The sequence below is a fragment of the Streptomyces fulvoviolaceus genome (genome assembly GCF_000718165.1).
In the GTDB taxonomy this organism is placed as follows: domain Bacteria; phylum Actinomycetota; class Actinomycetes; order Streptomycetales; family Streptomycetaceae; genus Streptomyces; species Streptomyces fulvoviolaceus.
The window spans coordinates 121,743-148,548 of the sequence record NZ_JOEY01000021.1 but is presented as its reverse complement, the minus strand read 5'-3'; the positions used below and the strand labels follow the sequence as shown (position 1 = coordinate 148,548).

The 26,806-nt window shown below is 67.0% G+C and carries 24 protein-coding genes and 1 pseudogene; 13 read left to right on the top strand and 12 right to left on the bottom strand.

Annotated elements, in window-relative coordinates; translation table 11 throughout:
- Positions 1-60 precede the first annotated feature (60 nt).
- The gene (locus tag IG08_RS0123085; RefSeq protein ID WP_234342948.1) at positions 61-1,323 is read right to left on the bottom strand and encodes a competence protein CoiA family protein; all 1,263 of its coding nucleotides are present in this window, start codon (positions 1,321-1,323) and stop codon (positions 61-63) included.
- 1 nt (position 1,324) lies between these two features.
- Positions 1,325-1,504 carry a hypothetical protein gene (locus IG08_RS0123080; RefSeq protein WP_030605629.1) on the bottom strand — a complete coding sequence of 60 codons (180 nt, stop codon included), beginning with the start codon at positions 1,502-1,504 and terminating at the stop codon, positions 1,325-1,327.
- Between the two features lie 302 nt (positions 1,505-1,806).
- On the opposite strand from IG08_RS0123080, the gene IG08_RS0123075 reads away from it, so the two are divergent.
- The 5 genes from IG08_RS0123075 to IG08_RS54365 all read left to right on the top strand — a co-directional run bounded on the left by IG08_RS0123075 (position 1,807) and on the right by IG08_RS54365 (position 7,106).
- Positions 1,807-2,553 (top strand): hypothetical protein, encoded by a 747-nt coding sequence (locus IG08_RS0123075; protein WP_106981003.1) that lies wholly within the window; start codon positions 1,807-1,809, stop codon positions 2,551-2,553.
- Positions 2,554-2,563: 10 nt separating this feature from the next.
- Positions 2,564-3,715, top strand: coding sequence for a helix-turn-helix domain-containing protein (locus IG08_RS57310; protein ID WP_234342947.1), 1,152 nt, complete (start codon positions 2,564-2,566; stop codon positions 3,713-3,715).
- A gap of 110 nt (positions 3,716-3,825) precedes the next feature.
- Positions 3,826-4,800 (top strand): hypothetical protein, encoded by a 975-nt coding sequence (locus IG08_RS0123065; protein WP_234342946.1) that lies wholly within the window; start codon positions 3,826-3,828, stop codon positions 4,798-4,800.
- 404 nt (positions 4,801-5,204) lie between these two features.
- Positions 5,205-5,495 carry an AAA family ATPase gene (locus IG08_RS57305; protein ID WP_158812266.1) on the top strand — a complete coding sequence of 97 codons (291 nt, stop codon included), beginning with the start codon at positions 5,205-5,207 and terminating at the stop codon, positions 5,493-5,495.
- Between the two features lie 78 nt (positions 5,496-5,573).
- Complete coding sequence (locus IG08_RS54365; protein WP_234342945.1) at positions 5,574-7,106, top strand: ATP-dependent nuclease; 1,533 nt, start codon at positions 5,574-5,576, stop codon at positions 7,104-7,106.
- Positions 7,107-7,535: 429 nt separating this feature from the next.
- Here the strand turns inward: IG08_RS54365 and IG08_RS54360 are convergent, their stop codons facing one another.
- The 3 genes from IG08_RS54360 to IG08_RS0123045 all read right to left on the bottom strand — a co-directional run bounded on the left by IG08_RS54360 (position 7,536) and on the right by IG08_RS0123045 (position 11,923).
- The gene (locus tag IG08_RS54360; RefSeq protein WP_052424834.1) at positions 7,536-8,219 is read right to left on the bottom strand and encodes an ATP-dependent endonuclease; all 684 of its coding nucleotides are present in this window, start codon (positions 8,217-8,219) and stop codon (positions 7,536-7,538) included.
- Positions 8,220-8,471: 252 nt separating this feature from the next.
- Positions 8,472-10,652, bottom strand: coding sequence for a beta-glucosidase (locus tag IG08_RS0123050; protein ID WP_199820893.1), 2,181 nt, complete (start codon positions 10,650-10,652; stop codon positions 8,472-8,474).
- 74 nt (positions 10,653-10,726) lie between these two features.
- Entirely contained in the window at positions 10,727-11,923 is a 1,197-nt protein-coding gene (locus IG08_RS0123045; protein WP_030605620.1) for an MFS transporter, read from the bottom strand.
- A 75-nt stretch (positions 11,924-11,998) separates the two neighbouring features.
- Here IG08_RS0123045 and IG08_RS0123040 point away from each other — a divergent pair, with 75 nt between their 5' ends.
- Both IG08_RS0123040 and IG08_RS0123035 read left to right on the top strand, forming a co-directional pair.
- Entirely contained in the window at positions 11,999-12,388 is a 390-nt protein-coding gene (locus IG08_RS0123040) for a MerR family transcriptional regulator (protein ID WP_030605618.1), read from the top strand.
- Between the two features lie 147 nt (positions 12,389-12,535).
- A pseudogene (locus tag IG08_RS0123035) lies at positions 12,536-12,829 on the top strand (cytochrome bc1 complex cytochrome b subunit); the annotation flags it as partial.
- A gap of 69 nt (positions 12,830-12,898) precedes the next feature.
- Here IG08_RS0123035 and IG08_RS0123030 read toward each other — a convergent pair.
- The 4 genes from IG08_RS0123030 to IG08_RS0123015 form a co-directional block, all read right to left on the bottom strand.
- The gene (locus IG08_RS0123030) at positions 12,899-14,452 is read right to left on the bottom strand and encodes an alpha-L-arabinofuranosidase C-terminal domain-containing protein (RefSeq protein ID WP_052424833.1); all 1,554 of its coding nucleotides are present in this window, start codon (positions 14,450-14,452) and stop codon (positions 12,899-12,901) included.
- Positions 14,449-15,981, bottom strand: a complete 1,533-nt coding sequence (locus IG08_RS0123025) for a purine-cytosine permease family protein (RefSeq protein ID WP_078655700.1) — start codon at positions 15,979-15,981, stop codon at positions 14,449-14,451. Before IG08_RS0123025 ends, IG08_RS0123030 begins: the two co-directional genes overlap by 4 nt.
- Positions 15,982-16,140: 159 nt before the next feature.
- Positions 16,141-17,121: a GlxA family transcriptional regulator gene (locus IG08_RS0123020; RefSeq protein ID WP_043454930.1), complete on the bottom strand. Its 981-nt coding sequence runs from the start codon at positions 17,119-17,121 to the stop codon at positions 16,141-16,143.
- Positions 17,122-17,170: 49 nt separating this feature from the next.
- Positions 17,171-18,265 carry a Gfo/Idh/MocA family protein gene (locus IG08_RS0123015; RefSeq protein ID WP_030605605.1) on the bottom strand — a complete coding sequence of 365 codons (1,095 nt, stop codon included), beginning with the start codon at positions 18,263-18,265 and terminating at the stop codon, positions 17,171-17,173.
- Between the two features lie 317 nt (positions 18,266-18,582).
- On the opposite strand from IG08_RS0123015, the gene IG08_RS0123010 reads away from it, so the two are divergent.
- Both IG08_RS0123010 and IG08_RS0123005 read left to right on the top strand, forming a co-directional pair.
- Positions 18,583-19,458 carry an aldo/keto reductase gene (locus IG08_RS0123010; RefSeq protein WP_030605603.1) on the top strand — a complete coding sequence of 292 codons (876 nt, stop codon included), beginning with the start codon at positions 18,583-18,585 and terminating at the stop codon, positions 19,456-19,458.
- 45 nt (positions 19,459-19,503) lie between these two features.
- Positions 19,504-20,334 (top strand): enoyl-CoA hydratase/isomerase family protein, encoded by an 831-nt coding sequence (locus tag IG08_RS0123005; RefSeq protein WP_030605602.1) that lies wholly within the window; start codon positions 19,504-19,506, stop codon positions 20,332-20,334.
- A 223-nt stretch (positions 20,335-20,557) separates the two neighbouring features.
- Here the strand turns inward: IG08_RS0123005 and IG08_RS0123000 are convergent, their stop codons facing one another.
- A complete protein-coding gene (locus tag IG08_RS0123000) occupies positions 20,558-21,193 on the bottom strand; it encodes a TetR/AcrR family transcriptional regulator (protein ID WP_063757785.1) in 636 nt (211 codons plus the stop codon).
- 157 nt (positions 21,194-21,350) lie between these two features.
- On the opposite strand from IG08_RS0123000, the gene IG08_RS0122995 reads away from it, so the two are divergent.
- The 4 genes from IG08_RS0122995 (at position 21,351) to IG08_RS60715 (ending at position 24,221) form a co-directional block, all read left to right on the top strand.
- Complete coding sequence (locus IG08_RS0122995; protein ID WP_030605597.1) at positions 21,351-22,109, top strand: alpha/beta fold hydrolase; 759 nt, start codon at positions 21,351-21,353, stop codon at positions 22,107-22,109.
- 53 nt (positions 22,110-22,162) lie between these two features.
- Positions 22,163-23,215 carry an SMP-30/gluconolactonase/LRE family protein gene (locus IG08_RS0122990; protein WP_234342944.1) on the top strand — a complete coding sequence of 351 codons (1,053 nt, stop codon included), beginning with the start codon at positions 22,163-22,165 and terminating at the stop codon, positions 23,213-23,215.
- An 83-nt stretch (positions 23,216-23,298) separates the two neighbouring features.
- A complete protein-coding gene (locus IG08_RS60720; RefSeq protein ID WP_199820892.1) occupies positions 23,299-23,730 on the top strand; it encodes an alpha/beta hydrolase in 432 nt (143 codons plus the stop codon).
- Positions 23,649-24,221 carry an alpha/beta hydrolase family protein gene (locus IG08_RS60715; RefSeq protein ID WP_199820891.1) on the top strand — a complete coding sequence of 191 codons (573 nt, stop codon included), beginning with the start codon at positions 23,649-23,651 and terminating at the stop codon, positions 24,219-24,221. The genes IG08_RS60720 and IG08_RS60715 overlap by 82 nt, the downstream gene beginning before the upstream one ends.
- 141 nt (positions 24,222-24,362) lie before the next feature.
- Here the strand turns inward: IG08_RS60715 and IG08_RS0122980 are convergent, their stop codons facing one another.
- Positions 24,363-24,935, bottom strand: coding sequence for a thermonuclease family protein (locus IG08_RS0122980; protein WP_043454928.1), 573 nt, complete (start codon positions 24,933-24,935; stop codon positions 24,363-24,365).
- Positions 24,936-25,431: 496 nt separating this feature from the next.
- On the bottom strand, positions 25,432-26,760 hold the full coding sequence (locus IG08_RS0122975) for a class I SAM-dependent RNA methyltransferase (protein ID WP_030605591.1): 1,329 nt from the start codon (positions 26,758-26,760) through the stop codon (positions 25,432-25,434).
- Positions 26,761-26,806: the final 46 nt, after the last annotated feature.

Here is a 26,806-nt window from a genome sequence, read left to right as displayed (position 1 = left end):
TCGAGAACGCCCAATTCGGGGTCTACAAGGTCCACACAGGACAGCGCGAAGGCTCCTCAGCTATCGACCGTTGAGTTCGGCGCGGCACACCGCGCAGTACATGGCCGCGTGGCGTCCGTGCCGACGCATCAGCTGACCGCAGCCTGCGCACAGTCCCAGCTCCCAGGGCGGGCAGCCCAGCGCGGCCGAGGCGGCAGCCCGCTCCACGGACGTGATCAGCGTCGGCTTCACGGACCGCTGTAGCGGCATCCGCGGCAAGGTGTAGCCACCGGTGGGCTGTCCCAGATCGCGGATGGGCCGGGCGTCGCTGACGAACCATCCCTCTTCGCCGGCGCGGCAGGTTCGGTCGATCTCCTGCTCGGTGAAGGTGATCTGATCGTCCTCCTCCTGCTCCGGCACGACGGGAAGCGGCGCCTTCTCCCCGACCAGCTCCCGCCATAACTCGCAGTCGTCTGCTGGCACCCACATGTGCCGACCGGCCCGGCCGCTGCCCCGATTGGGCACGTACACGGGGACGCTCTCCCCTGTCGCGCTGGAGAGAACGAGATCCTCGATTTGGACCGGCTTCTTCTCCGGATGGCACAGGGCGGGCAGGAACCACTCGGCATGAATCCCGCCGCAGTGGCCGGCTCCCTCGGTCAGGGAGCAGTGACGATCACTGCTGGGCACGCACTTCCAGACCTGGAGGTAGTGGTATCCACCGCGGATCACCATCTCCTTGCCGTCGGTGATGTCCTTCCACGGCATGTCGTCCACGCGGGCCCACGGCGCCCGGTCGATCAGCGAGGCCGTACGGTCCTTCGCCACCCACAGAGGCGTGATCTCGTGCTGTACGGCGTTGACGGACCGGCGATGGACACTGCTCGGACTGATGTGGTGGTACTGGATCTCCCAGCCGATACGGATACCCCCAGGGCCGGTGACGAGGGCATCAGAGACGCTCCGCCGATTCGCCGTGGAGACTTCAGCTTCGGCATCCAGACCGCAGCGCGAGGCCGTCTCGACGACCCGCTCCTTCGTGGCCTTGTGCTGTGCGCTCTCCGCCGGCGTCGCCTTGTGCGTGATCGGCAGGTGTGACGCCACGAGCGGCCGGCGACCCCCAACACGGCCTCGGCGGATGAACATCCACGGAGACTTTCCGCCGGACTCCGACAGGCACTCGCGCCCGTCATGATGCGCTAGACATTCGAGCAGCTGCGGGTCGCGGTCGGCGACACTCGCGGTGATCTCTCGGAGCAGATCCGGTCGATCCTCGTGACCGAGGTCGGGCAGGGACAGATTGATCTCTATGTCATATCCGGTGTGCCACACCCCATTTGCCATCTCAACACCATAAGGAGCACTGCTGACAGTCGAACAGATCGTCTGCGGTGCGAGCGTCACCGGCGCTGGCCGGGCTCAGTCCGGACAGGAGGGCCTGAACGAGGCCGTTGTGGGCGGCGGCCGTGGTGGCAGGGATCACGAGCGCGGCGATGCTCGCGGCGAGGAAGGTACGGCGGTGCATGTCCTCTGCTTCGGGTTCGGCAGCGGAGACTTCCGGGCCAATCGATCGCCTCATCCACCACAGTGAGTTCGCGTGATGGACATGCGAGGTCGCCCTCAGTAGTGCAAGGTCTACTGCCGCACCCCGCATGGCGTCCGGCGAATGTGGTGCAACATCAACGACGCGCCAAGTTTCCCAAGTCGGGCAAAAATACCCGAACCACCCTCAAGCCGGTGTCGGCATTGACGCGGAAACTAAAGTGCGCAACCATGATCGCCGTCGTTGGGTAAAGTCCTTCTGTAGTCGACCCAGGGGTGGTTCGCGTGGCGTTGCAGCCTTCACGCTTTGATCAGACAGTCGGAACCTCCGCTCCACGCATACGGCGTCACGTGATTTGGGCGTTGAAAACGGGCAACCAGGAGGCGGTCGACGCCTACGAGTTCAGCAGGTGGAGCGATGGCCATACCTTCGGCACCAACCGCTGGCGGTTCTGTGTGGGTGCGCTGAAAGACAAGGAGCACTTGGCCGAGGTCCTCCCCGAGGCCAAGCCCCTGCGTGTGCGAAGCACATTCATGCTCGCCGTCGATGGTGCAGTGCTCTACCCCGTCTGCTACGCCAACGACTCCACCACCGACGTGCGCGAGATGAAGGTGCGAGCCTCGCAGATCCGCCAGGAGCTGTTCGCTGCCTACGGCAAGCTCGCCCCGCAAGTCCAGACTGCCCTTCAGATCAGCGAAGGCATCGACGGGCAGGAGTGGACCATCGACGAGTTGGACGAGGCTCCAGAGGAGCTTCCCGACCAGCCGAAGATGCTGCTACTCGCCTATGCCAGCAACCGTGAGGGGGGCCTGCTCAAGTGCTACGTCGGCGAAGCGACACTGGACTCCGAGGGCTCCGTTAAGTGGGACTGGATCGAGCCTTTCCCCATCGCCGAGGCCGAGGGCGGTGCAGGTGGCCTGTCGGTCGTCGCGCCCACGGCCCCGATCACGCCAGGCTTCGGTACCGGTGCCGAACCCGACATCAACCTGGAAGACGCAGACGGTACCGCGAACGAGAGTGATGAACGCTAAGCATCCCCCCTTGTCACTGGCGCCGGTTTTGCCGCTGGACGTCTCCTCTTCTGTGGCTGCGGCCTTTGATGGTGCGCGACTCACCCAGGCCCGACGCCTGGCAGGTTGGTCGAAGAAGGAGTTGGCTACCAAGATCGACGTAACGCCGGCGGCCGTCGGTCAATACGAGGCGGGGGCCATCCGGCCACGTCCGGAGCAGGTACGGCGGCTGGCCGAGGCACTGGGAATGCCCAGCGCGTTCTTCACCGCAGGACGTCCACGGGCCGTGCTGGACACTGCCTCCGTACACTTCCGGTCCCTGAGGTCCGCACCCGCTCGGGAACGCGAACGAAGCTTGTCGTTCACGGAGCTGTTGTGGGAACTGGCGCACACGCTAGAGACGCACATCCGTTTGCCCAGAGTCGACCTGCCGGGCTGGGACGGCGGGGAGACAACCCCGGGCCTTGCCTCTGACCCTCAGCAAGCCGCTCACGCTCTGCGTGCTCAGTGGGGGTTGGGCGATGGACCGATTCCGCACCTAGTGCGGTTGCTGGAGTCGCATGGCATTTTGGTGAGCGTCATGCCCTATCTCAACCCGGACAGCCGCAAGGTGTACGGATTCTCCACAGCTCGGCTCCCACGGCCGGTGGTCGTGCTCAATGACGAGCGGGATGACGTCTTCCGCCACCGATTCAGCTGCGCTCATGAGCTAGGCCACCTCCTCCTCCACGGAGAAGCTCATCCCGGAGATATCCAAAACGAACGCCAAGCTGATGCCTTCGCCGCCGAGTTCCTGACACCCTCCGCGCGGCTCACCGGTGCGTTGCCGACACGAGTCGACTTCACAGCTCTGGGAAGACTTCAACAAACCTGGGGGGTCTCTCTGGATTCCCTGCTGGTGCGGTGCCGCGAACTGGGCCTGCACACCGAAGCAGTGAGCAGCCGAGCATGGAAGCGCCTCAAAGCCCTGCGATCGGAAGGCTTGCTCCCTCCTACGCCGGTACGCAGCTTCCCGGGAGAGGTCCCGGTATTGCTTCAGCGTGCCCTGGACATGGCCCAACGGAAGGGCGTTACTGCGGAAACCTTGGCGGGAGAGTTGCGATGGCCCAAGAAGATGGTCCACGAACTCCTCGACGCCCAGGACCCTCGACCGGCTCTCGTACTGACCGACACCTCCCTTTGACAGGAGCGGCGGCACCGGACGGATCACTGCTCGGCCCGAACGGAGCCATGCATTCGGCGATGTACCACACCTTGCTGTACCCCGGATCCGCAGGATGGGATTGTCAAGTTATGCCGTTTCAGCCCTTCGCGCGCGACTGGGATCGTGTGCAGGCGGTGGTCGATACCGAGCAGTGGAACTGGCTCGCGATTGAGATCTCTGAGATTCGACGATGCGCGGCCGTTGGTGACCAGGCGCATGATCGGCTTGCGCTGCTTCTTGTCGACCACCTGGTCGAGGTGATCGTGGGCCGTGAAGTCAACGCCCAACTCGCTCTGCAACTACCTGACAGCCTCATCGGGGAGATGAAGGAGTCCCGCGACAACGGTGTGCCGCTGAGTGCGATGTTGGACAAGGCGGTCGAAGAGCACGTAGGGCCGGAGCAGCGCAAGCGGATCGACGACAACCTGCGCGACAAGACCAGATATCTGACGAAGAAGAAGGTGCTGACGTCCCAGGAGTGCGAGGTGCTCGATCGAATGCATGAGTATCGCAACGCGACGTACCACCGGGAGACCCTCGAAGCGGGTTTGATCAGTGATCTCGTGTTGGCGTACATGATCCTAGCGAGCCAGCTCCTTGCCCGGCACAAGCCGATCGCCTGGGTGATGGCGACTTCCAAACCTGGCCCCGTCGTGCAGCCCCATGAACTGTCAGGACTACTCGCCGATGGTCTGGAGATGGATCTGATGGTAGTGGCTGAGCGATTCAGCGATCACACCGTGAAGCGAGTGGACAACATTGCCACGGCGGTCGTCATTGCGCAGACACTTCTGGATCCGCCCGGCGACGACATACAGATCCCGGCTCCGGACGACGATTTCGGTCGCCTGCTAACGAGCATCAGCAAGGAACATCCACGGCTCCGGTCCTGGACCAAGCGTGCGTCCGACCTGAAGACGAAGACCACATCGCTCCTAGACCTGATGATCCCTTTCATAAACTTGGACCGGGCGCTCAGCCCGGTTGAGCCATCGGTAAAGCGTCTACAGATGATCCTGGACTGGTGGGAGCAGAGGCAGCTGGACGAGATAAGGGGCAAATAGCGCCGCGCGCGTAGGTGATTTCAGCACGTAATACACGGGCCTTTTCCACCAGTTGGAATCCTGCTGGAACAGGGGGGCAGCTTGACTAAGTTGCGCAGATCAGTCGCTACCGACCTTAACTCGTCGAACCACGCTCTGCAGTCAAAATTCGACGGCACATGCTCAAGATTCCCTGTCGCGGGACAGCAACTGAGTGACCGCTGAGAATCCGACCAAGTAAGCGATGTTCAAAAGCAAGTTCGGACATTCGTGGTCGATTTTTACATATATGCCGGAAGTTCCGATCAGGGAGCCTCATATTCTGTGACACCCCGTAACCTGCGTCGCTAGCATCACGACCGTCACAAGTGGCTCAAGGAGCCCTTCCGGACCACGTTTTCAGGACGGCCGTGAAAATCAAGCGCGTGCGCATCCAGAACTTCTACTGCCTACACAAAGTGGACATCTCCTTCGAGGAGATAACCTCCTTCATCGGCCCGACCGGGGTCGGCAAGTCCACCGTGTTGCGAGCACTCGACTGGTTCTTCAACGGTGAAAAGGAGGTCGGCCTGAGCACGGACGACCTTCACTCCGCGGCGGACGGCGACCGCATCTCCGTAGAGGTGGAGTTCGACAGTCTCACCGCGTACGACCGCGAGTCTCTGGGCCGCTACGCCCCTGAGGGAGCCGAGAGCGTGAGCATCTGGCGCACTTAGCAGGACGGCGCAGACAAGATCACCGGCAAGGCGCTCGCGTTCCGCCCCTTCGAGGAGGTCCGCCGACACACGAAAGCCATGGACAAGCGCAGGGCCTATAGCGCCCTTCGGGAGAGCGACCCGGACCTCGAGCTGCCGCCGGCGGGCAACGCGGACGCTGTCGACGAGGCGATGCGGCTCTGGGAACTGTCCCACCGTGAGCGGCTCACCGAGTCAGAGGTCGAGGACACACACTTCTTCGGGTTCGCCGGGCAGAGTCTGCTGGCCAAGCTGATCGACTTCGTGTTCATCTCCGCCGATCTGCGCGCGTACGAGGAGACCGACGACCGCAGGAACACCGCCATCGGGCGGATCCTCGATCACGCCGTGGACCGGTCGGAGGCGACCGAGCAGCTCGGAGAGATCGAGGAGAACGCACACCAGGCGCGCCAGGACGTGCACACCAAGGTCTACGGGCCTGTGCTCGACGATCTCTCGGTCGCACTGTCGGACGAGGTCGCGAAGTTCACGACGGGCCGCCAGGTGGTCGTAACCCCCATTGTCCAGGCGCCGAAGCTCTCCAGGACGTCGTTCGAGGTCAGCATCAAGGACGGCGCCGCCAAGACCTCGGTCTACCGGCAGGGTCACGGCTTCCAGCGTGCCCTGATCATCGCCGCCCTGAAGCTCCTTGCCGAGCGTATGAACCCGCAAGACGGAACCCGAACCTTCTGCCTCGCCATTGAGGAGCCCGAGCTCTTCCAACATCCCCCGCAGGCAAAGACGTTCGCGAGCGTGCTGCGTGAGCTGGTCGCGTCATCCCCCGAGGGACGAACCCAGGTGATGTACGCGACGCACAGTCCGATCTTCATCGATCCGCGCGACTACCACCAGATCCGCCGCCTGAGCCGGGAGGGCGCTGCGGAGCACCCCGTCACCCAAGTCTGGCAGGTGACCGAGGCCGACCTCTGCCAGACCCTTGCGGGCCTGGTCAAAGAGGAGTCCATCAAGCGGTACGCGGGGACCCGGTGTTCCAACACGCTGGCCGAAGGCTTCTTCGCCCATGCCGTGATGCTGGTCGAGGGATTCACTGAGGAGGCCGTGCTCCTCGCCTGCGCGGAGCGGCACCGCCGCAATCTCGGTGCCCTGGGTGTCACCGTGATCAACGCCCAGGGCAAGGACAACCTGCTTCTGTGCCACGCCATCCTTACCACCCTCGGAGTCCCTTGCTACGTCGTCTTCGACGGGGACGCGGGCATGGAGCAGCGCAAGCGTGAGTCGGTACGGGACTTGGCCCAGGAGAAGCGACGAGAGAAGGAGCTGGAGTTCGAGAGGCAGGCCCGGAAGAACGCTGGGAAGAACGCCGATCTCCTCCGATATCTCGGGGCTTCCGTGACCCCGTGGCCCACGACGGCTGCGGAGGCCACCTACGCGGTGTTCCACGACAACCTTGAGACCTACCTGGAGACAGACTGGCCAGCGTGGTGGGCACGTCGGCGGGAGCTGATCGACTCTGGTGACGGCTTCGCCGGGAAAGACGCAGTCACCTACCGGGAGGCAACTCTGACTGCCTCTTCAGAGCCGCCCGTCGAGCTGGTAGCCATGCTCGACAACGTCCAGCATCTGGCGAAGTAGGTGTCAGCCTCTTGCACTCATTCCGGGAGCCGACCTTGCAGGTCGGCTACCGGATGTGGTCACGTCTGCCTCTTAACCAGCAAGTCCCTGACCGCGTTGCGGTCTCATTTCTGGTCTCATTCGCCGACGTCCGGGACCGTTCGGAAGCTCGCCGACCAACCGCTCCGCCGCAGGTCGGAACGTCCCGATCTCCCCCGAACCCCCAGACGAAGACTTGGAAAGCGTGTTGGGCGCAGCCCCTCACGTGTTGAGATCTCGTAGCCCCCGCAGTCGCCGACCGTGTTGGACAAAATGGGTCCTCATCTGCTGTGTTTACGGCTTTGGTTGCAGGTGGCCTCCATCTCCAGCACGGCCAAGTCGGCAACCCTTCCCACAATGACGCAGAACTGCGAGCCCGCGTGAGGGAACCATCTGGCTATCGTCGCCCGGTCAGCGACCGGACGTTCTCCAGCAAGGCAGGCAGGAAGAGACGATGGGCTCCGTAGCGACCGTCCGCGTCGTCTCCAGACATGTCGCAGCGTTCTTCCCATCGACACCCTCGCCGGTACGAACGAGTTCCTGTCTGCGCTCCTCCCAGGTCGGCCATTGCTGGGCGAGGTGGGTCTCCAGGGTGTCCTCGAATACGGTGTAGCGGCCGGTCGAGTCGTCGGCGGGCTGGGGATTCGGCGTTGCACCCAGGTACTGCAGAAGATTCGCGTTCTTGGTCCGGTTGTTCCGTGCCTGGCGCTCGGACTCCTGCTCCTTTTCCTGCCGCTGCTGCGGGATGAGGTGTTGCACCGGCGCCCGCTTGCGCTCCGCCATGCCGGCGTCGCCGTCGAACACGACATAGCAGGGCACGCCCAGGGCACTGAAGAGTGCGTCAGAGATCATGAGGTTGTCCTTGCCGTGGACCTCGATGACACTGATGCCCTCCGCGCCCAGGTTGATCCCCGACCGGTCCGCGCAACCGGTGATCACTCCCTCATTCCCGCGCCCCTCGACCAACACCACGGCATGGGCGAAGAAGCCCTCCGCCAGCGCACCGCCCAGCGTGCCCTCGGCCCTGCTCCTCACCTTCTCGTCTACGAGCCCGTCCAAGGCCCTGCACAAGTCCTCCTCCGTGGCCTGCCACACTTCGGTGACGGGGTGCCCCTCACCGGCAGCGCAGCACAGGCGCCGAATCTGGTGGTATCCCTGCAGTATCGGGGACAGCAGCGGACTGCGCCCACATCGGCAGCCGAGGTCACCTGAGTACGAAGCAGGAGCCTCAGGCCAAGTTCACGGGAGCAGTAACTGCATGCGCCCGCCGGACGAATCGAAGGAGCTTCCGCAGCGCGCCCAACCGACCACAGGTTCGTCAGCCAAGGGCCTCTCGTTGGGCGGGTGTCAGTGCAGGAGTGAGGTTGCGAGTTTGATGGTCTGGGTCGGGCCGTCCTCGTCGAGGGCATGCGCCCCGATGCGGACCTCATAGTCGCCGCCCGCGATGTGGAAGGCGCCATCGACGTCGTCCCATCGGGCGAGGACGCGGGGTTCGAGGCACAGTTCGACCGAGCGGCTCTGGCCAGCTTCGAGGTGCACCCGGTCGAACGCGGCGAGACGCGGGACGAAGTCTGCGCCGTCCTGGCAAGCACGGCCGACGTAGACCTGCGGCACGGCCGCCCCCTCGCGGGTCCCGGTGTTTGTGACGACTCCTCGCACCCGCACGTCCGCGCCATCGGCGGTGACGGTGAGACCGCTGAACGCGAAGGTCGTGTACGAGAGCCCCCAGCCGAACGGGTAGTGCGGGGTGTGCTCTTCGCGGGCGAACCAGCGGTAGCCGACGTCGCTGCCCTCGATGTCGTACGGGACCTCGAAGATCTCCCCGATCCGTTCCTGGTTCGGGTTCGATGTCGTCGTGGCCGGGTCCCACTGCTCGGGGCGCGGCAACTGGCCGACGTGGGCGGGGAATGTGACGGGGAGACGACCCGAGGGGTTGACCCGGCCGAACAGTACTCCGGCGATCGCCTCCGCTCCGCCGATCCCGGGGTAGAACGCCGCGATGACGGCAGGGACCTTCGACGCCCACGGCACGCTGACGGCGCCGCCGGACTCGATGACGACGACGGTCCGCGGGTTCGCGGCGGCCACCTTCTCGATGAGGTCCTCCTGCCCGTCCGGGAGTCCGACGCCCGGCAGGTCGAGGCCCTCTGCGCGCCACTCCTCGGCGAGGATCACGACGAGGTCCGCGCCCTCGGCGGCGGCGACCGCGGCGTCGTGGTCGGTGCCGTCGAGGAAGTCCACGCGCCCGGCGCCGGCCTCGGCCCGGATGGCCTCCAGGGGGGAGGACGGGTGGTGGACGCGGTCGGACCAGACCCGGTCGAAGCCGGACGGCTCGACGAGGCTCCCCTTGGGCGTGACGGCGGAGGACCCGCCGCCGGCGAGGACGCCGGCGTCGGCGTGGCGGCCGATGACCAGGATGTGGTCGAGGCCCTGTGCCGCGGGCAGGGTGTCGGCCTCGTTCTTGAGCAGGACGAGGCCGCGTTCCGCGGCGCGCTGGGCGATACGGCGGCCCGCGGCGAGGTCGATCGGGCCGCCGGGCGTCGGCGGGTTGTCGATGACGCCGAGCCGGAACAGGGTCCTCAGCTGCCGGTGGACCATGTCGTCGATGCGCTCGGGCGGGACGCGGCCCTCGCGGACCGCGGCACGCAGCGGTTCGCCGAAGTAGTGCTCGGCATCGAAGTCGGCGCCGGACTGCACGTCCAGACCGGCGAGCGCGGCCTTCTCGGTGCTGTGAGTGGCGCCCCAGTCGGACATGACCCATCCCTCGAACTGCCACTCGCCCTTCAGGACGCCGTTGATGAGGTGGGCGTTCTCCCCGGCGTAGTGGCCGTTGACGAGGTTGTAGCCGGGCATGACCGACCCGGGCCGGCCCTCCTCGATCGCGATCTGGAACGCGAGCAGGTCGGACTCGCGGTGGGCGGCCTCCTCGATGCGGGAGTCCGCCATCACCCGGCCGGTCTCCTGCGCGTTGAGGGAGAAGTGCTTGACCGTGGACACCACGCCCTCGGCCTGGATTGCCGCGACAGACGCGCCGACGAGCCTGCCGGTGAGGAGCGGATCCTCGCCGACGTACTCGAAATTACGGCCGCCGGTGGCCTCCCGGACCAGGTTCGCGCCGCCGGCGAGCAACACCGCGAATCCCTGCGCCCGCGCCTGCCGGCCGAGGAGCGCCCCGGTCTCGCGGGCGGTCTCTGTGTCGAACGTCGCGCCGAGCAGCAGTGAGGACGGGAGCGCGGTGGCCTCGTCACCCTCGCGGACACCGCCGGGGTTGACCACGCCGAGGCTGGCGTCGGACTGCTGGATGCCCGGGATACCGAGGCGCTCGATCGGCGGGTAGAACGCCGCCGAGCCCAATGCACCGTCCGGGATCGGCGGGCGGCCGGGGATAGGGACCGCGATCGGCGCGGAGAGCCAGGCGAACTTCTCGTCCTCGGTCATCGCGGTGACGACGAGCCGGGCGCGTTCGTCCGGTGTCAGCCGCTTGTCCTGCCACGGGTGTGCTGGTTCGCTGTGCATCTGCTTCTTCACAGTGCTTCTCCTTCGCGTGGATGCAGACCTGCCGGAGTTTCCTTCGGGGGTGTGGTGCGCGGCATGGCCTCAGGTCACCCGCGGTGGGCGGGGAAGGCGTGGCGCCGTCCGGCGATGGTGATGAGGAGCGCGACGACCAGGAGCACGAGGGTTCCCCAGGCCAGGGACGAGGCTCCGAGGCCGCCGAGGAGTAGTCCGCCCACGACTCCGCCGCCGGCGATGCCGATGTTCCAGCCGGTCACGATGACCGGCTGGACGGTGTCCACGGCGTCACCGGCCGCGTTGGAGGCGGCGGTCTGCAGCAGGCTCGCGGCTCCACCGAAGGCGAGTCCCCACAGCGCGGCGCTGAGGAAGACAACGACGGGAAGAGAGGCCAGCAGGCCGAGTGCGAGCACCGCCAGCGCGAAGAGCGCGGTACTGCTGATCATGAGGAGCCGCAGATGGCGGTCGATGAGGATGCCCGTGATCCAGATGCTGGCCAGAGAGGCGACGCCGAAGACGAGCAGCACGGCGCTGACATTGCCGTCCAGGCCGACGGGGGCGAGGAAGGAGGCGATGTAGGTGTAGAGCACGTTGTGCGCCATCACGTACAGGAAGACGACGAGAAGGACCGGGACCACGCCGGGGATGGCGAAGACCCGACCGACGGGCGTGCGCTCCCCCTTGGCCTGTCCGGGGAAGTCCGGCACTGCCGCGAGCACCCAGACGATCACCAGACCGGCGAGCAGCGTCATCACCCCGAAGGTGGCGCGCCACCCGATCAGGTCGGCCAGGAGTGTTCCGACAGGGGTACCGATCGCGAGCGCGATCGGGGTGCCCGCCAGTGCGATGGTCAGGGCCTTGCCCTGCTGGTGCGGTGCCGCCATGCGCCGGGCGTACGGCGCGATGATCGCCCACAGCACGCCCGCGAACAGTCCGGCGACGAACCGGGCCGCGAGGGTGAGGGCGAAGTAGCCGGACAGCCCGGTGACGACGCTGGTCACGGCGTACCCGGCCAGAGCCAGGAGCAGCAGTCGCCTGCGCGGCCACCCCATCGTCGCGCTGATCAGCGGGATGGCGCCGACAATGGATCCGATCGCGAAGATGGTCACTGTCTGGCCCGCGGCAGACTCCGATATCCCGAGGTCGCCGCTGATCGCCGGCAGGATTCCCGCCGGCATCGTCTCCAGCATGATGGTGATGAAGCCGCCGGCCGCGAGGGCGAGCAGGCCGCTGAGCGGAAGGCGACCCGACTGGCCAGTGGGGGTAGGCGCCTGTTGTACTTGAGTCATAACCTTACGGTGCATGGTTGACATTGATGTCAAGGTCAAACCCAGAGCCTGCTGATGGGAAGTGAGGACGGCCACATGCGCATCGGAGAGCTCGCGAAGCTGACGGACACACCCGCGCGGTCGCTGCGCTACTACGAGGCGCAGGGGCTGATCGAACCGCGGCGGCTGCCCAACGGCTACCGCGAGTACGACGACTATCTGGTGGGCCGGGTCACCCAGATCCGCGGGCTGATCGACAGCGGCATTCCCACCCGGATCATCAAGCAGATGCTGCCGTGCCTCGGCAGCCCTCTGAAGATCGTCGTCGATGACGCCGAACCGGAACTGCTCGAACTCCTCGCCGTGGAGCGCGACCGGATGACGGACCGCATCGACTGCCTCACCCGAAACCGGAACGCCATCGACAGCTACATCGACGCCGTCAGCGAAGCGACGTCGGCACGGAGCACCGCCGGAGCCGCGTAGGCAGTCGCCGGAGCGGGCCCGGCCGATCGCCAGCTTCCGCCGCCTCAGGACTTTTGAGTCTTCGTGGTGCTGATCGCCGGCTGCAACGACATCTTCGCCCTGGAACTGCTGCATCAGATGGACTTCGCCCTGACCGACTTGGAACCGAAGGCGCTGCACGGCCGAGACCCCGGCATCATCAAGCGCCTGCCGCACGGTGAGTTCATCGAGGTCCACGAGCCGCTCAGCCAGGAGCAGTTGCACACCCTCACGGCGTACGAGCAGTACGAGCCGGTCGCAATCGGACCGGCGGTCGACGAGAACGGTGCCGCGCGCAAGGTGAAGGGCTCCGAGAAGCTGCGGGCCAAGCTGAGCCACGCCTACTACGGCGAGGAGTCCCAGATCCCGAAGCCCACCGTCGAGGAGTACCGGGAGATCACGGGCGGCGACGGCCACCACTGACCCCAACGCATCCCGCCCCGGCTTCCCTTCAGAGGGGAGCCGGGGCGGCGCTGAAAACAGAAGCGTCGGTCATCCGGTACGGGTGTTCCCCGGGCCGCGCGTCCCCGAGGTGCCGATGGTCCAGCTGAGCCCTTTCCTGTCCCTGGGCTCCGCGTCGAGGCGTACGACAATGACGCTGTGGGGGGCGAGAGTGAGACGACCGTCGATGATTTTGATCGTGTCGGTGTGCGGGCGCACGTCGTCGGGGTGTGCGACGTCGTTGAAGGCGTCGGGCGATGCCGCTCCAAGGACAGTGACCGTGGCCGAGTCCGTGGCCAGGGCACCGTTCACGCGCAGCCGCACGAGTGATGCGCTTTCGGGCGACTTGTTGAGCAGGGCGATCGAGACGGTGCCCGACTCCGGATCGCCGGTGGCGGCGACGTCGATCAGCGGTACCTCGGTGCCCTCCGCGTCCAGACCTCGGGTGCGCGCGAGGGCCGGGAGGGTGTGTGTCTCCAGGAGCGAGGTGTACATCTCGAAGACGTGATAGGTGGAGCGCTTCACTACGCCGGTCTCGTGGACGTACAGGGGCCCGCGGGCGTTGACGCCGGGAGCGAAGTTGGCCATCCGTACGCGATCGCCGTGCCGGATGCACGCGTTCAGGAACGAGGCCGCGAAGATCGCGTCGGCCATCGTGTAGGTGGAGTTGTCGTCGTTGAGGTCACGGGCGCCGATCGCGTCGGGGCCGTTGCCCTCGGGATGGTGCCAGCCGCGCAGATTCCACTCGTCGAAGGCGATCGAGATGTGAGGTGTGGCGGATACTTCCAGGAGGGCGATGAGCTGCACGATGGTGCGCTCGGGCTCGATGGTGTGGGCCATGCTGCCCAGATAGCCGGCCGGCTGGTTGTGGTCGGCGAGAGCGTCCCAGTAGCGGTGGACGGAGATGTAGTCGAGGTACTTCCCCGCGCTGCGGAGCATCGGCAAGGTCCATTGGGGATCGCCGTTGCTGGCCGCGAGCAGGCGGATCGTCGGGTCGACGCGCCGCATGATCTTGGCTGCTTCGGTCACGCGGCGTGCCCATGCCTCGGGGTCCTCCGCGCCGAGTTCCCACTCCTCGTAGTTCTCGTTCCCGACGCTCCAATAACGCACGCCGTAGGGCCGCTGTCGGCCGTTGGTGGCACGCCGGTCGGCCCATTCGGTGCCGGTGGGCGCGTTGCAGTACTCCACCCAGTCGCTCATCTCGTCGAGCGTGCCGGTGCCGGCGTTGGTGCAGATGTATGCCTGGGCGCCGAGTTCCGCGGTCCACGCAAGGAACTCGTCGGTGCCGAACCGGTTGGACTCCCTGACCCGCCAGGCCCGGTCGAACACCGCGGTGCGGTCCGGTCCGACGGCGTTCTTCCAGTGGTAGCCGGAGGCGAAGGACCCGCCCGGCCAGCGGACGACGGGGACCTGGAGGGCGCGGAGGGCGTTGAGGACGTCGGTGCGGAATCCGCGCTCGTCGGCCAGCGGCGATCCCGGATCGTAGATGCCGCCGTAGATCTCGCGGTGGAAGTGTTCGACGAACTGGCCGAAGACATTGCGGTCGTACGAGAAGAGCGGGGTCGTGTCGACGTCGATCTCGGCGGCGACCTCGTCGGCGCTCACTGGACCGGGTCCAGGATCGCGTCCGGAGCCTCGGCCGGCGCCGGTGGTGACTCCTGGCGGCGTACGGCGGCCCGGGAGAGGAGCAGTGTCCCCGCGAAGCCGAGGACCAGCGCGACCAGCACCCCCAGATTCGCGTAGGCCCACGCGCCGCTACGGCCGCCGAGCCCGGACGGCTCCAGCAGGAACCCCTGCCAAGTGAGCCATCCGGCAAAGGTGTTGGTGACCAGCCCCCAGCCGACGACGGTGGAAACGCCCAGGATGAGCAGGGGCAGGGCGGGAGTGCTGCCGTAGCGGCCGCGTGGGTCGTAGAGGTCTCGCTCGACGTAGTCCTCGCGGCGCAGGAGCAGGTCGGCGAGGAAGATGCCGCACCAGGCCGCCACGGGCACGCCGAGGGTGATGAGGAAGCCCTGGAAGGGGCCGATGAAACTGGTGGCGAAGAAGGCGACGTAGATCGCCCCGGCCGTCATCAGGACACCGTCGACGCCGACGGCGACGTAGCGCGGGACGGGAATGCCCGCGCTGAGCAGGGCCAGGCCGGACGAGTAGATGCCCAGCACCGCTCCGCCGACCAGGCCGAGCACGGTGACGATCGTGAACGGCACCAGGAACCAAGTCGGCAGCAGGGTGGCCAGCGCTCCGATCGGGTCGAGCCCGATGGCAGCGTTCAGCTTCGGCGAGGAGCCGGCGAGCAGGATGCCGAAGATCAACAGGACGGCCGGGGCGAGCGAACCGCCGAACGTGGTCCAGCCGACCACCCGGGACGACGGCGTGCTCCGGGGCAGATAGCGCGAGAAGTCGGCGGCGGAGATCACCCAGCCGAGACCGAAGCCGGTCATGACGAACACGCAGCCGCCCATGAGGACCTGGGGCGATCCGGCGGGCAGATCGCTGACGGCGGCGAAGTCGATGTGGTCGAAGACCAGCACGATGTAGACGACGGTGAGCACGCCGGTGACGATGGTGATCCACTTCTGCATCTTCATGATCACATCGAATCCGGCGATGCCCCCGGCCAGTACGAGTACGACGACCACGGCCAGGGCGAGGATCTTCGTGCCCACACCGCCGTCCCAGCCCAGCTGGGTGAACACGGTCGCCGTGGCCAGCACGGCGAGAGAGGCGAGCACCGTCTCCCAGCCGACGGCGAGCAGCCACGACAGCACGGAGGGGACGCGGTTGCCGTGCACTCCGAAGGGGGCGCGGCTGAGCACCATCGTGGGCGCGGATCCGCGCTTGCCCGCGATCGACACGAACCCGCACAGCAAGAACGAGAACACCACCCCGACCAGCCCGACGATCGTGGCCTGCCACAGGGAGATTCCGAAGGCGAGCAGGTAGGAGCCGTAGCTCAGCCCGAGCACGGACACGTTCGATCCGAACCACGGCCAGAACAGGGAACGCGGCCTCTGGGTGCGCTCCTCCTCGGCGATGGTGTTGAGGGCATTGAGCTCGACACCGAGGCTCTTGAGCCGACTGGACTGGTCGGGTATGGCGCCTTCGGAACTTCTGGCGCCTTCGAAAGCAGGCATTTCTTCTCCATTCGCAGCCGACCGGTCTTGCGGTGGCAACGGCAGCAACGGTCGGCGAGCCTCGCCATTGCCGTTGGCCGGATCCACATGGCCGGAAGGGGTTGGGAGAGTATTCGCACTGCCTTGTTTCACCGGTATGTCCCGTCGGCGGATACGGCGCTATCCGAGCGAAGGAGGGCCGGATCGGTGGGATGGGCGCCGACGACGCACGAACTCGGACGGCGGGGATCCGGTGTGCGCGACGAAGGATCTACGCAGCGCCTCCGGTGTGCCAAAGCCCGCGTTGGCCGCCGCGAAGGAGACGGAATGGCCTCCTTCGATGAGTGCTTTCGCCACCGTGAACCGCGCGTTCTCGACGTACTTCTGTGGTGTCGTGTCCAGTTCCGCGCGGAAGAGCCGGGTGAGCTGCCGAGGGCTGACACGGGCCCTCTCTGCGAGATCGGCGAGTGTGTGCGGGCCGACCGGGTCCTCGTTGATGTGCTGAATGAGTCCACGCAGGGCGGCGTTGCGCGGGACGATTCCGGAGAGGAGATCTGAATGCGGCGCTCGGTGAACTCTTCGCTGCTGGAAGACGATTAGGGAACGGGCGACGGATCGCGCCTCGTCCGTTCCGTGATCCTCGGCGAAAAGCGCCAGAGCGAGGTCGATCGCCGCGGTGAAACATCCGGAGCTGTAGACCGAGCCGGACTTGATATAGCTGGAATCGGTACGGGCCGTGATCGCCGGGTAGCGGGCCGCGAGTTCGGCGGCATGGTCCGGATGCGTGGTGGCGGAATGCCCGTCGAGCAGTCCGGCCGATCCGAGGACGAATGCACCGGTGCAGATCGACGCGAGCCGCTGAGTGCGCTCCGCCAGGAACCGAGCCGCTTCAGCGAGGTGCGGCGCGACCGGCGAGATGGGGAAAACCTCCCCTCCGGCAACCAGCACGATGTCGAAGTGCCCGGCGTCGAAGGCGGAAGCGTCGACAGGGATCCGCATCCCCATCGACGCGGTCACGTCCTGCCCGTCGACCGAGAGGGTCTGCACCTCGTACCGCGTGCCCTCCCGGTTGGCCTCCGCGAACACCTCGAGCGGGCCGGCCAGATCAAGCAGACAAGCGCCCGGGAACACGAGGACGCCGATCTTGTAGGTCTGCGGCATGACGCCCGCCTCTCCTTGGACAACGGCGCATGCCGTCCCGCCGGTCTCTCTATGCCGAGAATTCCTCGGACGCCTGCTGGGTCCGGTCGATCAGGTGATGCTGCCTTACGGCGTCCTCGAACGTGGTCGCCTCGCTGGTGCCGGTGGCCTTGTCCCGGGCGAACGCGGCATACAGGTGGGCCAGGTCCTGCACGCTCTCGTCGAGCGAGGCGTCCGGGAGGGACCGGTACTCCTCGGGAACGGGCAGCACCGCGAGCGTGGCCCCGTTGCCGCTGTCCCCGTTGACGCCATGGACGGTGTTGTCCTCGGCGTTCTCGAAGGCACGGTCGTTTGTCAGCCGCAGGACGCCCTCAGTGCCGGTGATGTCGATCTGCAGGCCCGTCGGGAACTTCTGAGCGCCCTCCAGCTGGACCGAGAACAAGCCGCCGTTCTCCAGGGTGCCGATGGCCATGACCTCGTCGGGCTTGGCGGAGGAAACGGTCTTGCCGGTCTCCAGGACAGTGAGCTCGGGGAACTGGGTCTCGACGATCGCGGTGAGGTCCTTTGGAGGGCCGACGATCTGGAACAGCACGTCGAGGAAGTGTCCGCCGTAGATGGACAGCACGTGAGTGAAGGCATCGACGTCGAAGGTCCAGGCGACCTTCTCCGGCATCACGGGCGGGAAGGCGTCCACACCGACCGAGATACGAGCGGCCCGTACGTCCCCCACATAGCCCTGCGCCACCAGGTCCCGCGCATAGCGAACGGCGGGCCCCTGACGGCGCTGGAGCCCGACGACATGCCGGACGCCCTTCGCCTCGGCCAAGGCAAGCAGTTCCTCCGAGTCCGACGTACGGGTGGTGAGCGGCCACTCGCTGTAGACGTCCTTCCCGGCCTCGATGGCGGCCTTCACGAGCGGCACTCGCTGTGAAGTCGGGGTCAGCACCGCCACAAGGTCGACATCGGGGTCCTTGATCAGGTCGTGGGCGTCCTCGTAGGCATGCGGGATGCCGAACTTCTCGGCCGCCTGCTGCGCTGATTCCTTCCGGCGCGCCGACACTGCGACCACCTCGAACTCCGGGAGGGTCCGCAACGCGGGGATGTGCCCGTAGCTCGCCCAGAAGCCGGTCCCAATGATCCCGACCCGGATTGCCTGCGCACTCATACCCTGCTCCTTCGCCACGTCTGGTTCACTCGACCCCTCTCGCGGTCGCGGCGCCCCGGGACGTCAGGGAAACTGGGCCGCGTCCTCGGGGTGTCGTGCTTTCGTCGTGATCCCAGGGTCGAACGTTGACACTGGTGGAAGGTCAAGCGGGAAGCCGCACGCGTCCTGCGGAGAGGTGGGTCACCTCGGTCCGGCTTGACCTTGACATAGATGTCAAGGATGCATCGTGGGGTCATGGCACGCGGTCAGGTCATGGTGCCCCGGTCACGACCGGGTACGCGACCTGTCCGGATCTCCGATCCGAAGGGACCACCCCCATGAGCAAGGCAACCGACACCCGCCCGGCAGAGGCTTCGGGCACCTTCCGCCTCGGCGGCGACCTCAAGATCAACCGCCTCGGCTACGGCACGATGCAGCTGACCGGCACGGGCGTCTGGGGCGAGCCGAAGGACCGCGGCGAAGCCGTCCGTGTGATCAGGCGCGCCGCCGAGCTCGGCGTGAACTTCTTCGACAGCGCCGACGCCTACGGTCCTGATGTCACCGATGGCCTCCTGCGTGAGGCTCTGCACCCGTACGGTGACGACATCGTCATCGCGACGAAGGTCGGCCAGACCCGCCAGGGCCCCAACCTCTGGACGCCCCTCGGCCGCCCCGACTACCTCCGCCAGCAGGTCGAGCTGGGCCTGCGCCGCCTCGGCGTCGACCGCATCGACCTGCTCCAGCTCCACCGCATCGACCCCGACACCCCGTTCGAGGACCAGATCGGCGAGCTGAAGAAGCTCCAGGACGAGGGCAAGATCCGCCACATCGGCCTCAGCGAGGTCACCGTGGCCGAGGTCGAGGCCGCGCAGGAGATCGCGCCGATCGTCTCCGTGCAGAACCTCTACAACCTCACCAACCGCTCCTCGGAAGAGCTGCTCGACTGGGCGACCGAGCAGGGCATCGGCTTCATCCCCTGGTTCCCGCTCGCGACCGGACAGCTCACCGGCGAAGGCAGCCCGCTCACCGAACTCGCCAAGCAGCACGGCGCCTCACCGTCGCAGCTCGCCCTCGCCTGGCTCCTCAAGCGCTCCCCGGTCGTGCTCCCGATCCCGGGGACGTCGAGCGTCGCGCACCTGGAGGACAACCTCGCCGGCGCGAGTGTCGAGCTCACCGACGACGAGTTCGAGGCGCTGTCGAAGGCCGGCGCCTGAATCGGCACCCCACCTCGCAATGATCCTCTGAACGGAGTACGCAGCATGGCCGTCACCAATCGACTCAGCATCATCCGCCAATCGCCCTCCTACTGGCGGATCGTCTTCGACAATCCCCCGCTGAACCTTTTCGACCTGGAGACGTTCGCGGAACTGAACGTCCTGATGGACGAGATCGAGCGCGACACCGATCTCAAGATCGTCGTTTTCGAGAGCGGGGACGAGGACTTCTTCGTCAACCACCACGACCTTGAGCAGCATGGCGTGGTACCGGACCAGCCGGGCGCTGCGTCGTTCGACCACTGGCCGAGCTTCGTGACCCGACTCGCACAGTCCTCCGTGATCAGCATCGCCAAGGTGCGCGGCCGAGCCCGAGCCCAGGGGTTCGAGTTCGCCCTCGCCTGCGACATGCGCTTCGCATCGAGGGAGCGGGCGGTGTTCTCCCTGATCGAGGTCGCCGGCTCCTCCATTCCGGGCGGCGGCGGCGTCGAATGGCTCGCCGCCCTGGTGGGACGCTCAAGGTCCCTCGAGATCGTCCTCGGCGCGGACGACTTCGACGCGGACATCGCCGAACGCTATGGCTGGATCAACCGAGCCGTTCCCGACAGCGAACTCGACGCATTCGTCGACGCCTTCGCCGAGCGCGTGAGCCGCTTCGAGAAGCGCGCGCTGGAGACCGGTAAGAAGCTGGTCAACGCGCGCGCCGGCGTCCCCTCGGAAGGGGACCTCTGGGTCTCGAACCACGTGCTCGCCGGGGTGGACAACTGGCCCGAAGCACAGGCGATGCTCACGAGGCTGAACGCCGCCGGCTTCGGCAAGGACAGGGGGTTCGAGCTGAACATGGCCGAGCGCCTAGGCAACCTTCCATCCGCATGACCAGGATCCGGGCGACCGGACGGAGTGCGCGGCGGCCCTGCCGGCCGTGGTTCGTTGACTGCGGTTCAGGGCGGCAGTAGGCCAGACGGTGGGTGCTTCCCACTGTCTGGCCGCCGTGATGTCCGAGTGATTGCCGTGTCAGCCCGTCCCGGGGCCGCTGGAAGCCTGTGCCGCGCCCTTCGATGACCTTTTCTCGATGCCGACGCGGTGTGGGCGAGCTCTGCTAACCGCCGGGGACTTCCGGGGTGTTGACCTGCGGTTGTCGGGTGCTGGCGGCCCGGTCCAGGCGGTCGCGGATGGCGCGGCGGGCGCGGTCGTCGGACTTGGGGTCTCCGAGGAGCTGGCGGGCGAGGTTCGATTCGAGGACCGCGCCGTGCAGTTCGAAGACGAGCTGGTCGATGTCCGTGTCAGGGGCGAGTTCCCCGAGGCGGACGGCCAGGCGTAGTTGCTCGGCCACCACCTGGAGGCCGCGCCGCAAGCCGTTGCGAAGGGCATCGCGGACGGGGCCGGGACGGCCGTCGAACTCGTGGGACGCCGCGGCGAAGAAGCATCCGCCGTCGAAGAGGTCCTGGCAGTCGATCCAGGCATCGAGCACGGCGTACACACTGGGCAGGCCGGGTTCGGCCCTGCCGGCCGCGCCCAGGACCCGGTCGGAGAAGACGTCGTGCGCGGCTGCGACGGTGGCGAGCTGCAGGTCCAGTTTGGTGGGGAACAGCGCCTGCAGACTGCTCTTGGACATGCCGAGGTCGGTCGCGAGCCGGCCCAGAGTCGTGCCTTCGAGGCCGTCGACCGACCCGATCTGCACGGCTCGCTCCAGGACGACCCGGCGTCGCTGGTCACCAGGACGAGTTGTCTGCATGGCACCAATCTAGCTCATGTACGGTCGACCGCACCGGCAGATACGTACGACCGTATTGTTACGTACGATCGTACGTACTAGAGTCGCGGCATCTGGCGAGCACCTTGCTCGGCAGGCATCGCGTCATGCAGTTCTGAGCCCTTGCGAGAGGCATTTCATGAGCACGCACGGCCCCGCCGTCTTCGTTCACGGCGGCCCCGAGACATCAGCCGTCTGGTCAATGCTGCTGAAGGAGCTGGACCGCGACGACATCATCTGCCTGTCACCCCCCGGGTTCGGCGCGCCGCTGCGGGACGGCTTCGACGTGAGTCTGGACGGCTATCTCGACTGGCTGGTCGCCTGCCTGGAGGAGTTCAAGCAGCCGGTCGACCTCGTCGGACACGACTACGGCGCCCTGCACGTCTTCAACCTCGCCATGAACCGGCCCGACCTCATCCGCAGCTGGGTCTGCGACGCGATCGGCGTCTTCCATCCCGACTACGAGTGGCACGCGCTGGCACGCATGGTGCAGACACCGGGAGAGGGCGAGCGCTTCGTGGAGGACAAGCTCCAGGCATCACTGGAGGAGCACATCGCCAACTGCCGCGAGTGGGGTGTGGGAGAGCCGATCGCCACACGGCTGGCCGCCGGCTTCGACGAGCACATGTGGCGCGCGGTTCTCTCCCTCTACCGGTCCGCCGCCCAGCCCGCACTGGCACAGGCCGGGCAGAAGGCTTCGGCCGCCGCGGCCCGTCCCGGCCTGGCCCTCTTCGTGACGGACGACCTGCTCACCGGCACCCACGACATGCGGCAGGAGATGGCCACCGAGGCGGGCGCGGAGGTCGCCGTCCTCGATGACGCCGGACACTGGTGGATGGCCGACGCCCCCGCAGTCGGCGCCGAGATCCTCAACGATTTCTGGGCCCGCCTGCCCTAGCGAAGGTGCGGCACGCCGATGTCCCTTCCCCCCCCAACGCCAAGAAAAGCGTGATGAACCACATGGGAATCCCCACCACAGCCCAGCCAACCCTCCACCTGGAGAAGCGGTTCAGACTCGCGGCGGCGATCGTCGCGACGGCGGCCGTCCTCGTCTCGGCGCCGTACGCGTCCGCGGCGACGGACCGGACGTCCCCGAGGCCGGTCGTCACCGATGTGAAGACGCTCGCCACGTTCGACTTCGCCGCCGGTGAGGTGCCGGAGAACCTCACCGTCAACCCGGACGGTTCTCTGACCATCTCCATGGCGGGCAGCTTCGCGGGCAAGCCTCCGACGCTGGTGCGGGTCGATCCGTCCGGGCGCAGCAAGGTGATCGCCGCCGGGCAGCTGGGCGATACCTTCGCCGGCATCACGCGCGGCCGCGACGGCACCGTCTACTTCAACGTGAAGTCCTCCGACACCTCACGGTCCGGCATATGGAAGCTGCCCCTCGATGGCACCCCTCGCCGCATCGCCGCTCTGCCCACCGACGGACTCCCCAACGGCCTGGCCCTCGACCCGGCCGGACGCACCCTGTACGCCGCCGACAGCTTCAAAGGCACCGTATGGGCCGTCCCGGCTTCCGGCGGAACGGCGAGCGCCTGGCTGACCGGTCCCGCCTTCACGCCGGACCCGTCCGTTCCCGCACCGTACCGGCTCGGCGCCAACGGCCTCCGCTTCCACAAGGGCGCCGTCTGGGTCACCAACTACTCGAAGGGCACCCTGCTGCGGATACCGGTCACCGTCACCGGCGCACCCGGCCGGATCCACACCGTCACCAGCAACCTCACCGGCGCCGACGACTTCAACTTCCTCAACGACCGCTCCGACGTGGTGTTCGCCGCACAGTACGGCCTCACACCCCCCAAGATCGCGGTCATCCACCCCGCCGGAACCACCGAAACCGTCCTCACCGCCTTGGACGGCCTCGCCTCCCCCACCGCCACCGCGGTGCGCGGAAACCGGATCTACATCACCAACGCCGGTATCACCGAGCAGCCCCACGACGCGAAGGTGCAGCGCGGCACCATCAACCTGACCGCTTCGAACTGCGGCCCGGCGTCCTGAACCAGTTGCCGCAGCCTGGACCCCCAGCACGGTCCGCTCATTCGCCGGAAGTCCCTTTCGGCCGCGGAATCCAGGAGCAAGCAATGAAGGAGCACACGGTGCCTATCGATGTTCATTTTCGCAGCGGCGAGATTACCGTCGCGGGCCACCTCTACCTTCCGGAGGACTACGAGACGGGCCAGAAACGCGCCGCCGTGGTGACCGTGAGCCCGGGCGGCGGGATCAAGGAGCAGACCTCCGGTCGCTACGCCCGTGAACTGTGCGACCGGGGCTTCGTCGCCCTGGCCTTCGACCACCGGTCGTACGGAGAGAGCGAAGGCTACCCCCGCCACGACGAAGACCCGTTCGCGAAGATCGAGGACATCAAGAACGCGGTGACCTACCTCGGTAACCGCCCAGAGGTGGATCCGGACCGGATCGGCGCCATGGGTATTTGCGGTGGAGGCGGCTACACGCCCGCCGCGCGGCGGCCACCGATCGAAGGATCAAGGCCGTTGCGACCGTCAGCGGAGTAGGCGATCAGCGTGGCGTCTTTCATGAGCAGGCAGGCGGCGACCACGGCATTCTGGCCTCCACGCTGGAGGCTTGCGGTGCGGCCAGGCAGGCGTTCTCACGCGGAGACGAGCCCACATATTTCCCCGTCATCCCAGGCCCGGAGGCCGAAAACGCCTTCGCTCCGCTCAAGGAGGCTCCGGACTACTACTTCAATCCGGCGCGCGGGGCACACTCCCGGTGGGAGAACAAGGTTCTGGCCTGGTCGCTGGAGAAGCAGATGGTCTTCTCCGTGTTGGATGTGGTGAGTCTCATCGCGCCGCACCCCCTCCTGCTGATTGTCGGCACGGAATCCGCCAGCCGACCTCACAACGAAGAGACGTACGCGGCTGCGGCGCACCCCAAGGAGCTGTTCCTGATCGAGGGCGCCTCACACATCGACCTGTACGACCTGGACCAGTACGTCAAGCCGGTCGCCGACAAGCTGGCAGCCTTCTTCACCCAGAATCTATGACTCGCCTTACTGCACCAAGGCTTGTCCCGCCATGATCGGTTGGCCGATGCAGGCGAGACCAATCCACGGCCTCTTCATCGTGAGCCCGCGTCCACGCCGAAGCGCACGTCGCGCTCGGTGGACGCAGCCGTCAGTTCTTGTTCAGTTGGTGTCGCAGCCGATGCCGTCACCGTCTTGGTCCAGTCGGTGGGGATCCTCGGGGCCGACCCACACGGGACCGGGAAGGTCCGAGCAATCCACGTCGGGGACGCCGGCCGGAGGCCCATCGGGCAGATCAGGACGTGCGGGCATGTCCGGTACCGAAGGCTCGGTCGTCTCCGGACAGGCCGCCCACAGGCCGGCGACGGCTTGACGGGCGGTGTCCTCAGATTGGGAGATCACCGGCCAGTACTTGTCGTTGGGCGGGAACAGGACGGCTTCGGCATGTCCACTGCTGACGAGGGATTCGTTGACGAAGGTGCCCTGCTCGTTCCAGATGTACAGCAGGTAGCGGTCATAACGGTCCGTCAACTCTGCGTCGCGCTGGATGCGCGCACTGCTGCCCGGCGGAAGCAGCTCGGTGGTCCGAGCCGTGGCGGCGTCGGCGAAGCAGGCACCCCGCTCCGGTGTGTCGATCTCCAGGAGCCGGACGCGGGCCACGGTGCCTTTCGGCACGATATGGCCGTCGCCGCGCACTTCGATGGTGTCGCCGTCGATGACACGCAGCACCACCACGCCCGGTGGCGCCGTATCCGGCGGCGGCTTCGTGATCGGAGGGGTCGGGGCGCTCGTGCGCGGCTGCAAGGGGGCGTCGCGCGTCTCGGAGGGCGTCGTCTCGGAGGTGGTGGATTTCCGGTCCTGCTCTTCCAGGAGCGCCCCAAGACCACCGAAAGCCACGAGAAAGCCGAGCACGATCAGGCCCGCAGTGATCCAGGGATGCTTGACGCGTCTGAGACGCGGCGGGCGGGACCAACTCGATCGGCGGCGCCACGCGTCCCGATCGGGAGGAGGCGAGGGACACATGCCGCCCTCCCTGGGCGGAGAGATACTGCCTCTTCAGTACAGCACCGTCCGGCTACGGCCGCCCGTGCGAGTGCCCTGACCAGCCCAAAAACGCGCCTGACGCCCCATCAGAACGAGCGTCAAATGAGCGTCACGAGCGTCATTTCAGCGTCAAGATATCGCCCGTAACGCCCACACCGCACATGATGCGTGCACACAAAACTGCAGTTCAGGAGCCCTTTGCGGCCGGTTCAAGGATCGCCACACACTCCACATGATGAGTCATCGGAAACAGATCGAAGACCCTGAGCGTCCGCACCCGATACCCTCCGTCCCGGAAGTACCCCAGATCCCGCGCCAGCGCGGCCGGGTCGCAGGCGACGTACGCGATCCGGCGCGCGTCCAGCGACGACAGGTGCTCGACGGTCTTCCGGCCCGCGCCCGCTCGCGGCGGGTCGAGGACGATGAGGTCGACCTCCGTGATGCCGGTGCGCGGCAACACGCTCTCGACCTTGCCCTGCTCGATCCGCACCCGGTCGAAGGCGGCGAGGTTGTGCCGCGCGTCCTCCACCGCCCGCTTGCCGGACTCGATGCCGAGGACCGCGCCCTTGTCGCCGAGGCGGTCGGCCAACGCCCCCGCGAACAGGCCCACACCGCAGTACAGGTCGAGCGCCATGTCGCCCTTGCGGGGCAGCAGGCCCTGCATGACCGCCTTCACCAGGGTGTCGGCCGCCTGCGGGTGGACCTGCCAGAAGCCGCCGCTGCCCACCCGGTGGGTGCGGCCGTCGGCCCGCTCACGGACGAAGGCGCGACCGTGGACGCGGTGGATGCCGCCGTCATGCTCCTCGACGCGCATGACGGAGACGGGCTTGTCGAGCTCGACCAGGGGCAGGCGGGCGCCGGGGCGGGGCTCCAGGATCACCATGCGGTCCTGGGATCCGGTTGCCGCGATCGCCTCCACCGACGCCATCCCGGACCAGTCACGGTCCTCGATGCCCAGCTCGCTCACGCCCGGCGCCGCGATCATGCAGTGCTCGATGGGCTCGACCTCGTGCGAGCGGTGGCGGCGCAGACCGGCGTTGCCGTCGGCGTCCACCGCGTACTGCACCCGGGTCCGCCACTGCGGCACCTGACCCGCCGGGAGCTTGTCGCCCTCGGCCGGCAGCACCGTGCCGTCCCAGCCGGCCTCCTCGGGCGTGAGACCCGCGAGCCGCTTCAGCTGCTCAGCGACGACCTCGCCCTTCAATCGCCTCTGCGCCCCCGGCTTGGCGTGCTGCCAGTCGCAGCCACCGCACCGCCCGGGCCCGGCGTACGGGCAGGGCGCCTCGATCCGGTCCTTGGAGGCCTCCAGCACCGACACCGCGTCCGCGCGCAGGAACCGGGCCCCCTCCTCGCCGTCGGTGACCCGCGCCACGACCCGCTCACCGGGCAGCGTGTGCCGGACGAACAGCACCTGGCCGTCGGCTGTACGGGCGATGCAGTGCCCGCCGTGGGCGACGGGCCCCACCTCGACCTCGTACTCCGTCCCCACCAGCGATTTCTTCGGTTCTGCCTGCATGGCGGGGTGACTCCACAACGTCAAGGGGGGGAAAGGCCGGGCAACA

Excerpts from the sequence above, each read along its gene's own strand:
- IG08_RS0123085 (WP_234342948.1), bottom strand. The coding sequence starts at position 1,323 with ATGGCAAATGGGGTGTGGCACACCGGATATGACATAGAGATCAATCTG.
- IG08_RS0123080 (WP_030605629.1), bottom strand. The coding sequence starts at position 1,504 with ATGCACCGCCGTACCTTCCTCGCCGCGAGCATCGCCGCGCTCGTGATC.
- IG08_RS0123065 (WP_234342946.1), top strand. The coding sequence starts at position 3,826 with ATGCCGTTTCAGCCCTTCGCGCGCGACTGGGATCGTGTGCAGGCGGTG.
- IG08_RS54365 (WP_234342945.1), top strand. The coding sequence starts at position 5,574 with ATGGACAAGCGCAGGGCCTATAGCGCCCTTCGGGAGAGCGACCCGGAC.
- IG08_RS0123045 (WP_030605620.1), bottom strand. The coding sequence starts at position 11,923 with ATGACTCAAGTACAACAGGCGCCTACCCCCACTGGCCAGTCGGGTCGC.
- IG08_RS0123040 (WP_030605618.1), top strand. The coding sequence starts at position 11,999 with ATGCGCATCGGAGAGCTCGCGAAGCTGACGGACACACCCGCGCGGTCG.
- IG08_RS0123025 (WP_078655700.1), bottom strand. The coding sequence starts at position 15,981 with ATGCCTGCTTTCGAAGGCGCCAGAAGTTCCGAAGGCGCCATACCCGAC.
- IG08_RS0123020 (WP_043454930.1), bottom strand. The coding sequence starts at position 17,121 with ATGCCGCAGACCTACAAGATCGGCGTCCTCGTGTTCCCGGGCGCTTGT.
- IG08_RS0123015 (WP_030605605.1), bottom strand. The coding sequence starts at position 18,265 with ATGAGTGCGCAGGCAATCCGGGTCGGGATCATTGGGACCGGCTTCTGG.
- IG08_RS0123010 (WP_030605603.1), top strand. The coding sequence starts at position 18,583 with ATGAGCAAGGCAACCGACACCCGCCCGGCAGAGGCTTCGGGCACCTTC.
- IG08_RS0123005 (WP_030605602.1), top strand. The coding sequence starts at position 19,504 with ATGGCCGTCACCAATCGACTCAGCATCATCCGCCAATCGCCCTCCTAC.
- IG08_RS0123000 (WP_063757785.1), bottom strand. The coding sequence starts at position 21,193 with ATGCAGACAACTCGTCCTGGTGACCAGCGACGCCGGGTCGTCCTGGAG.
- IG08_RS0122995 (WP_030605597.1), top strand. The coding sequence starts at position 21,351 with ATGAGCACGCACGGCCCCGCCGTCTTCGTTCACGGCGGCCCCGAGACA.
- IG08_RS0122990 (WP_234342944.1), top strand. The coding sequence starts at position 22,163 with ATGAACCACATGGGAATCCCCACCACAGCCCAGCCAACCCTCCACCTG.
- IG08_RS60720 (WP_199820892.1), top strand. The coding sequence starts at position 23,299 with ATGAAGGAGCACACGGTGCCTATCGATGTTCATTTTCGCAGCGGCGAG.
- IG08_RS0122975 (WP_030605591.1), bottom strand. The coding sequence starts at position 26,760 with ATGCAGGCAGAACCGAAGAAATCGCTGGTGGGGACGGAGTACGAGGTC.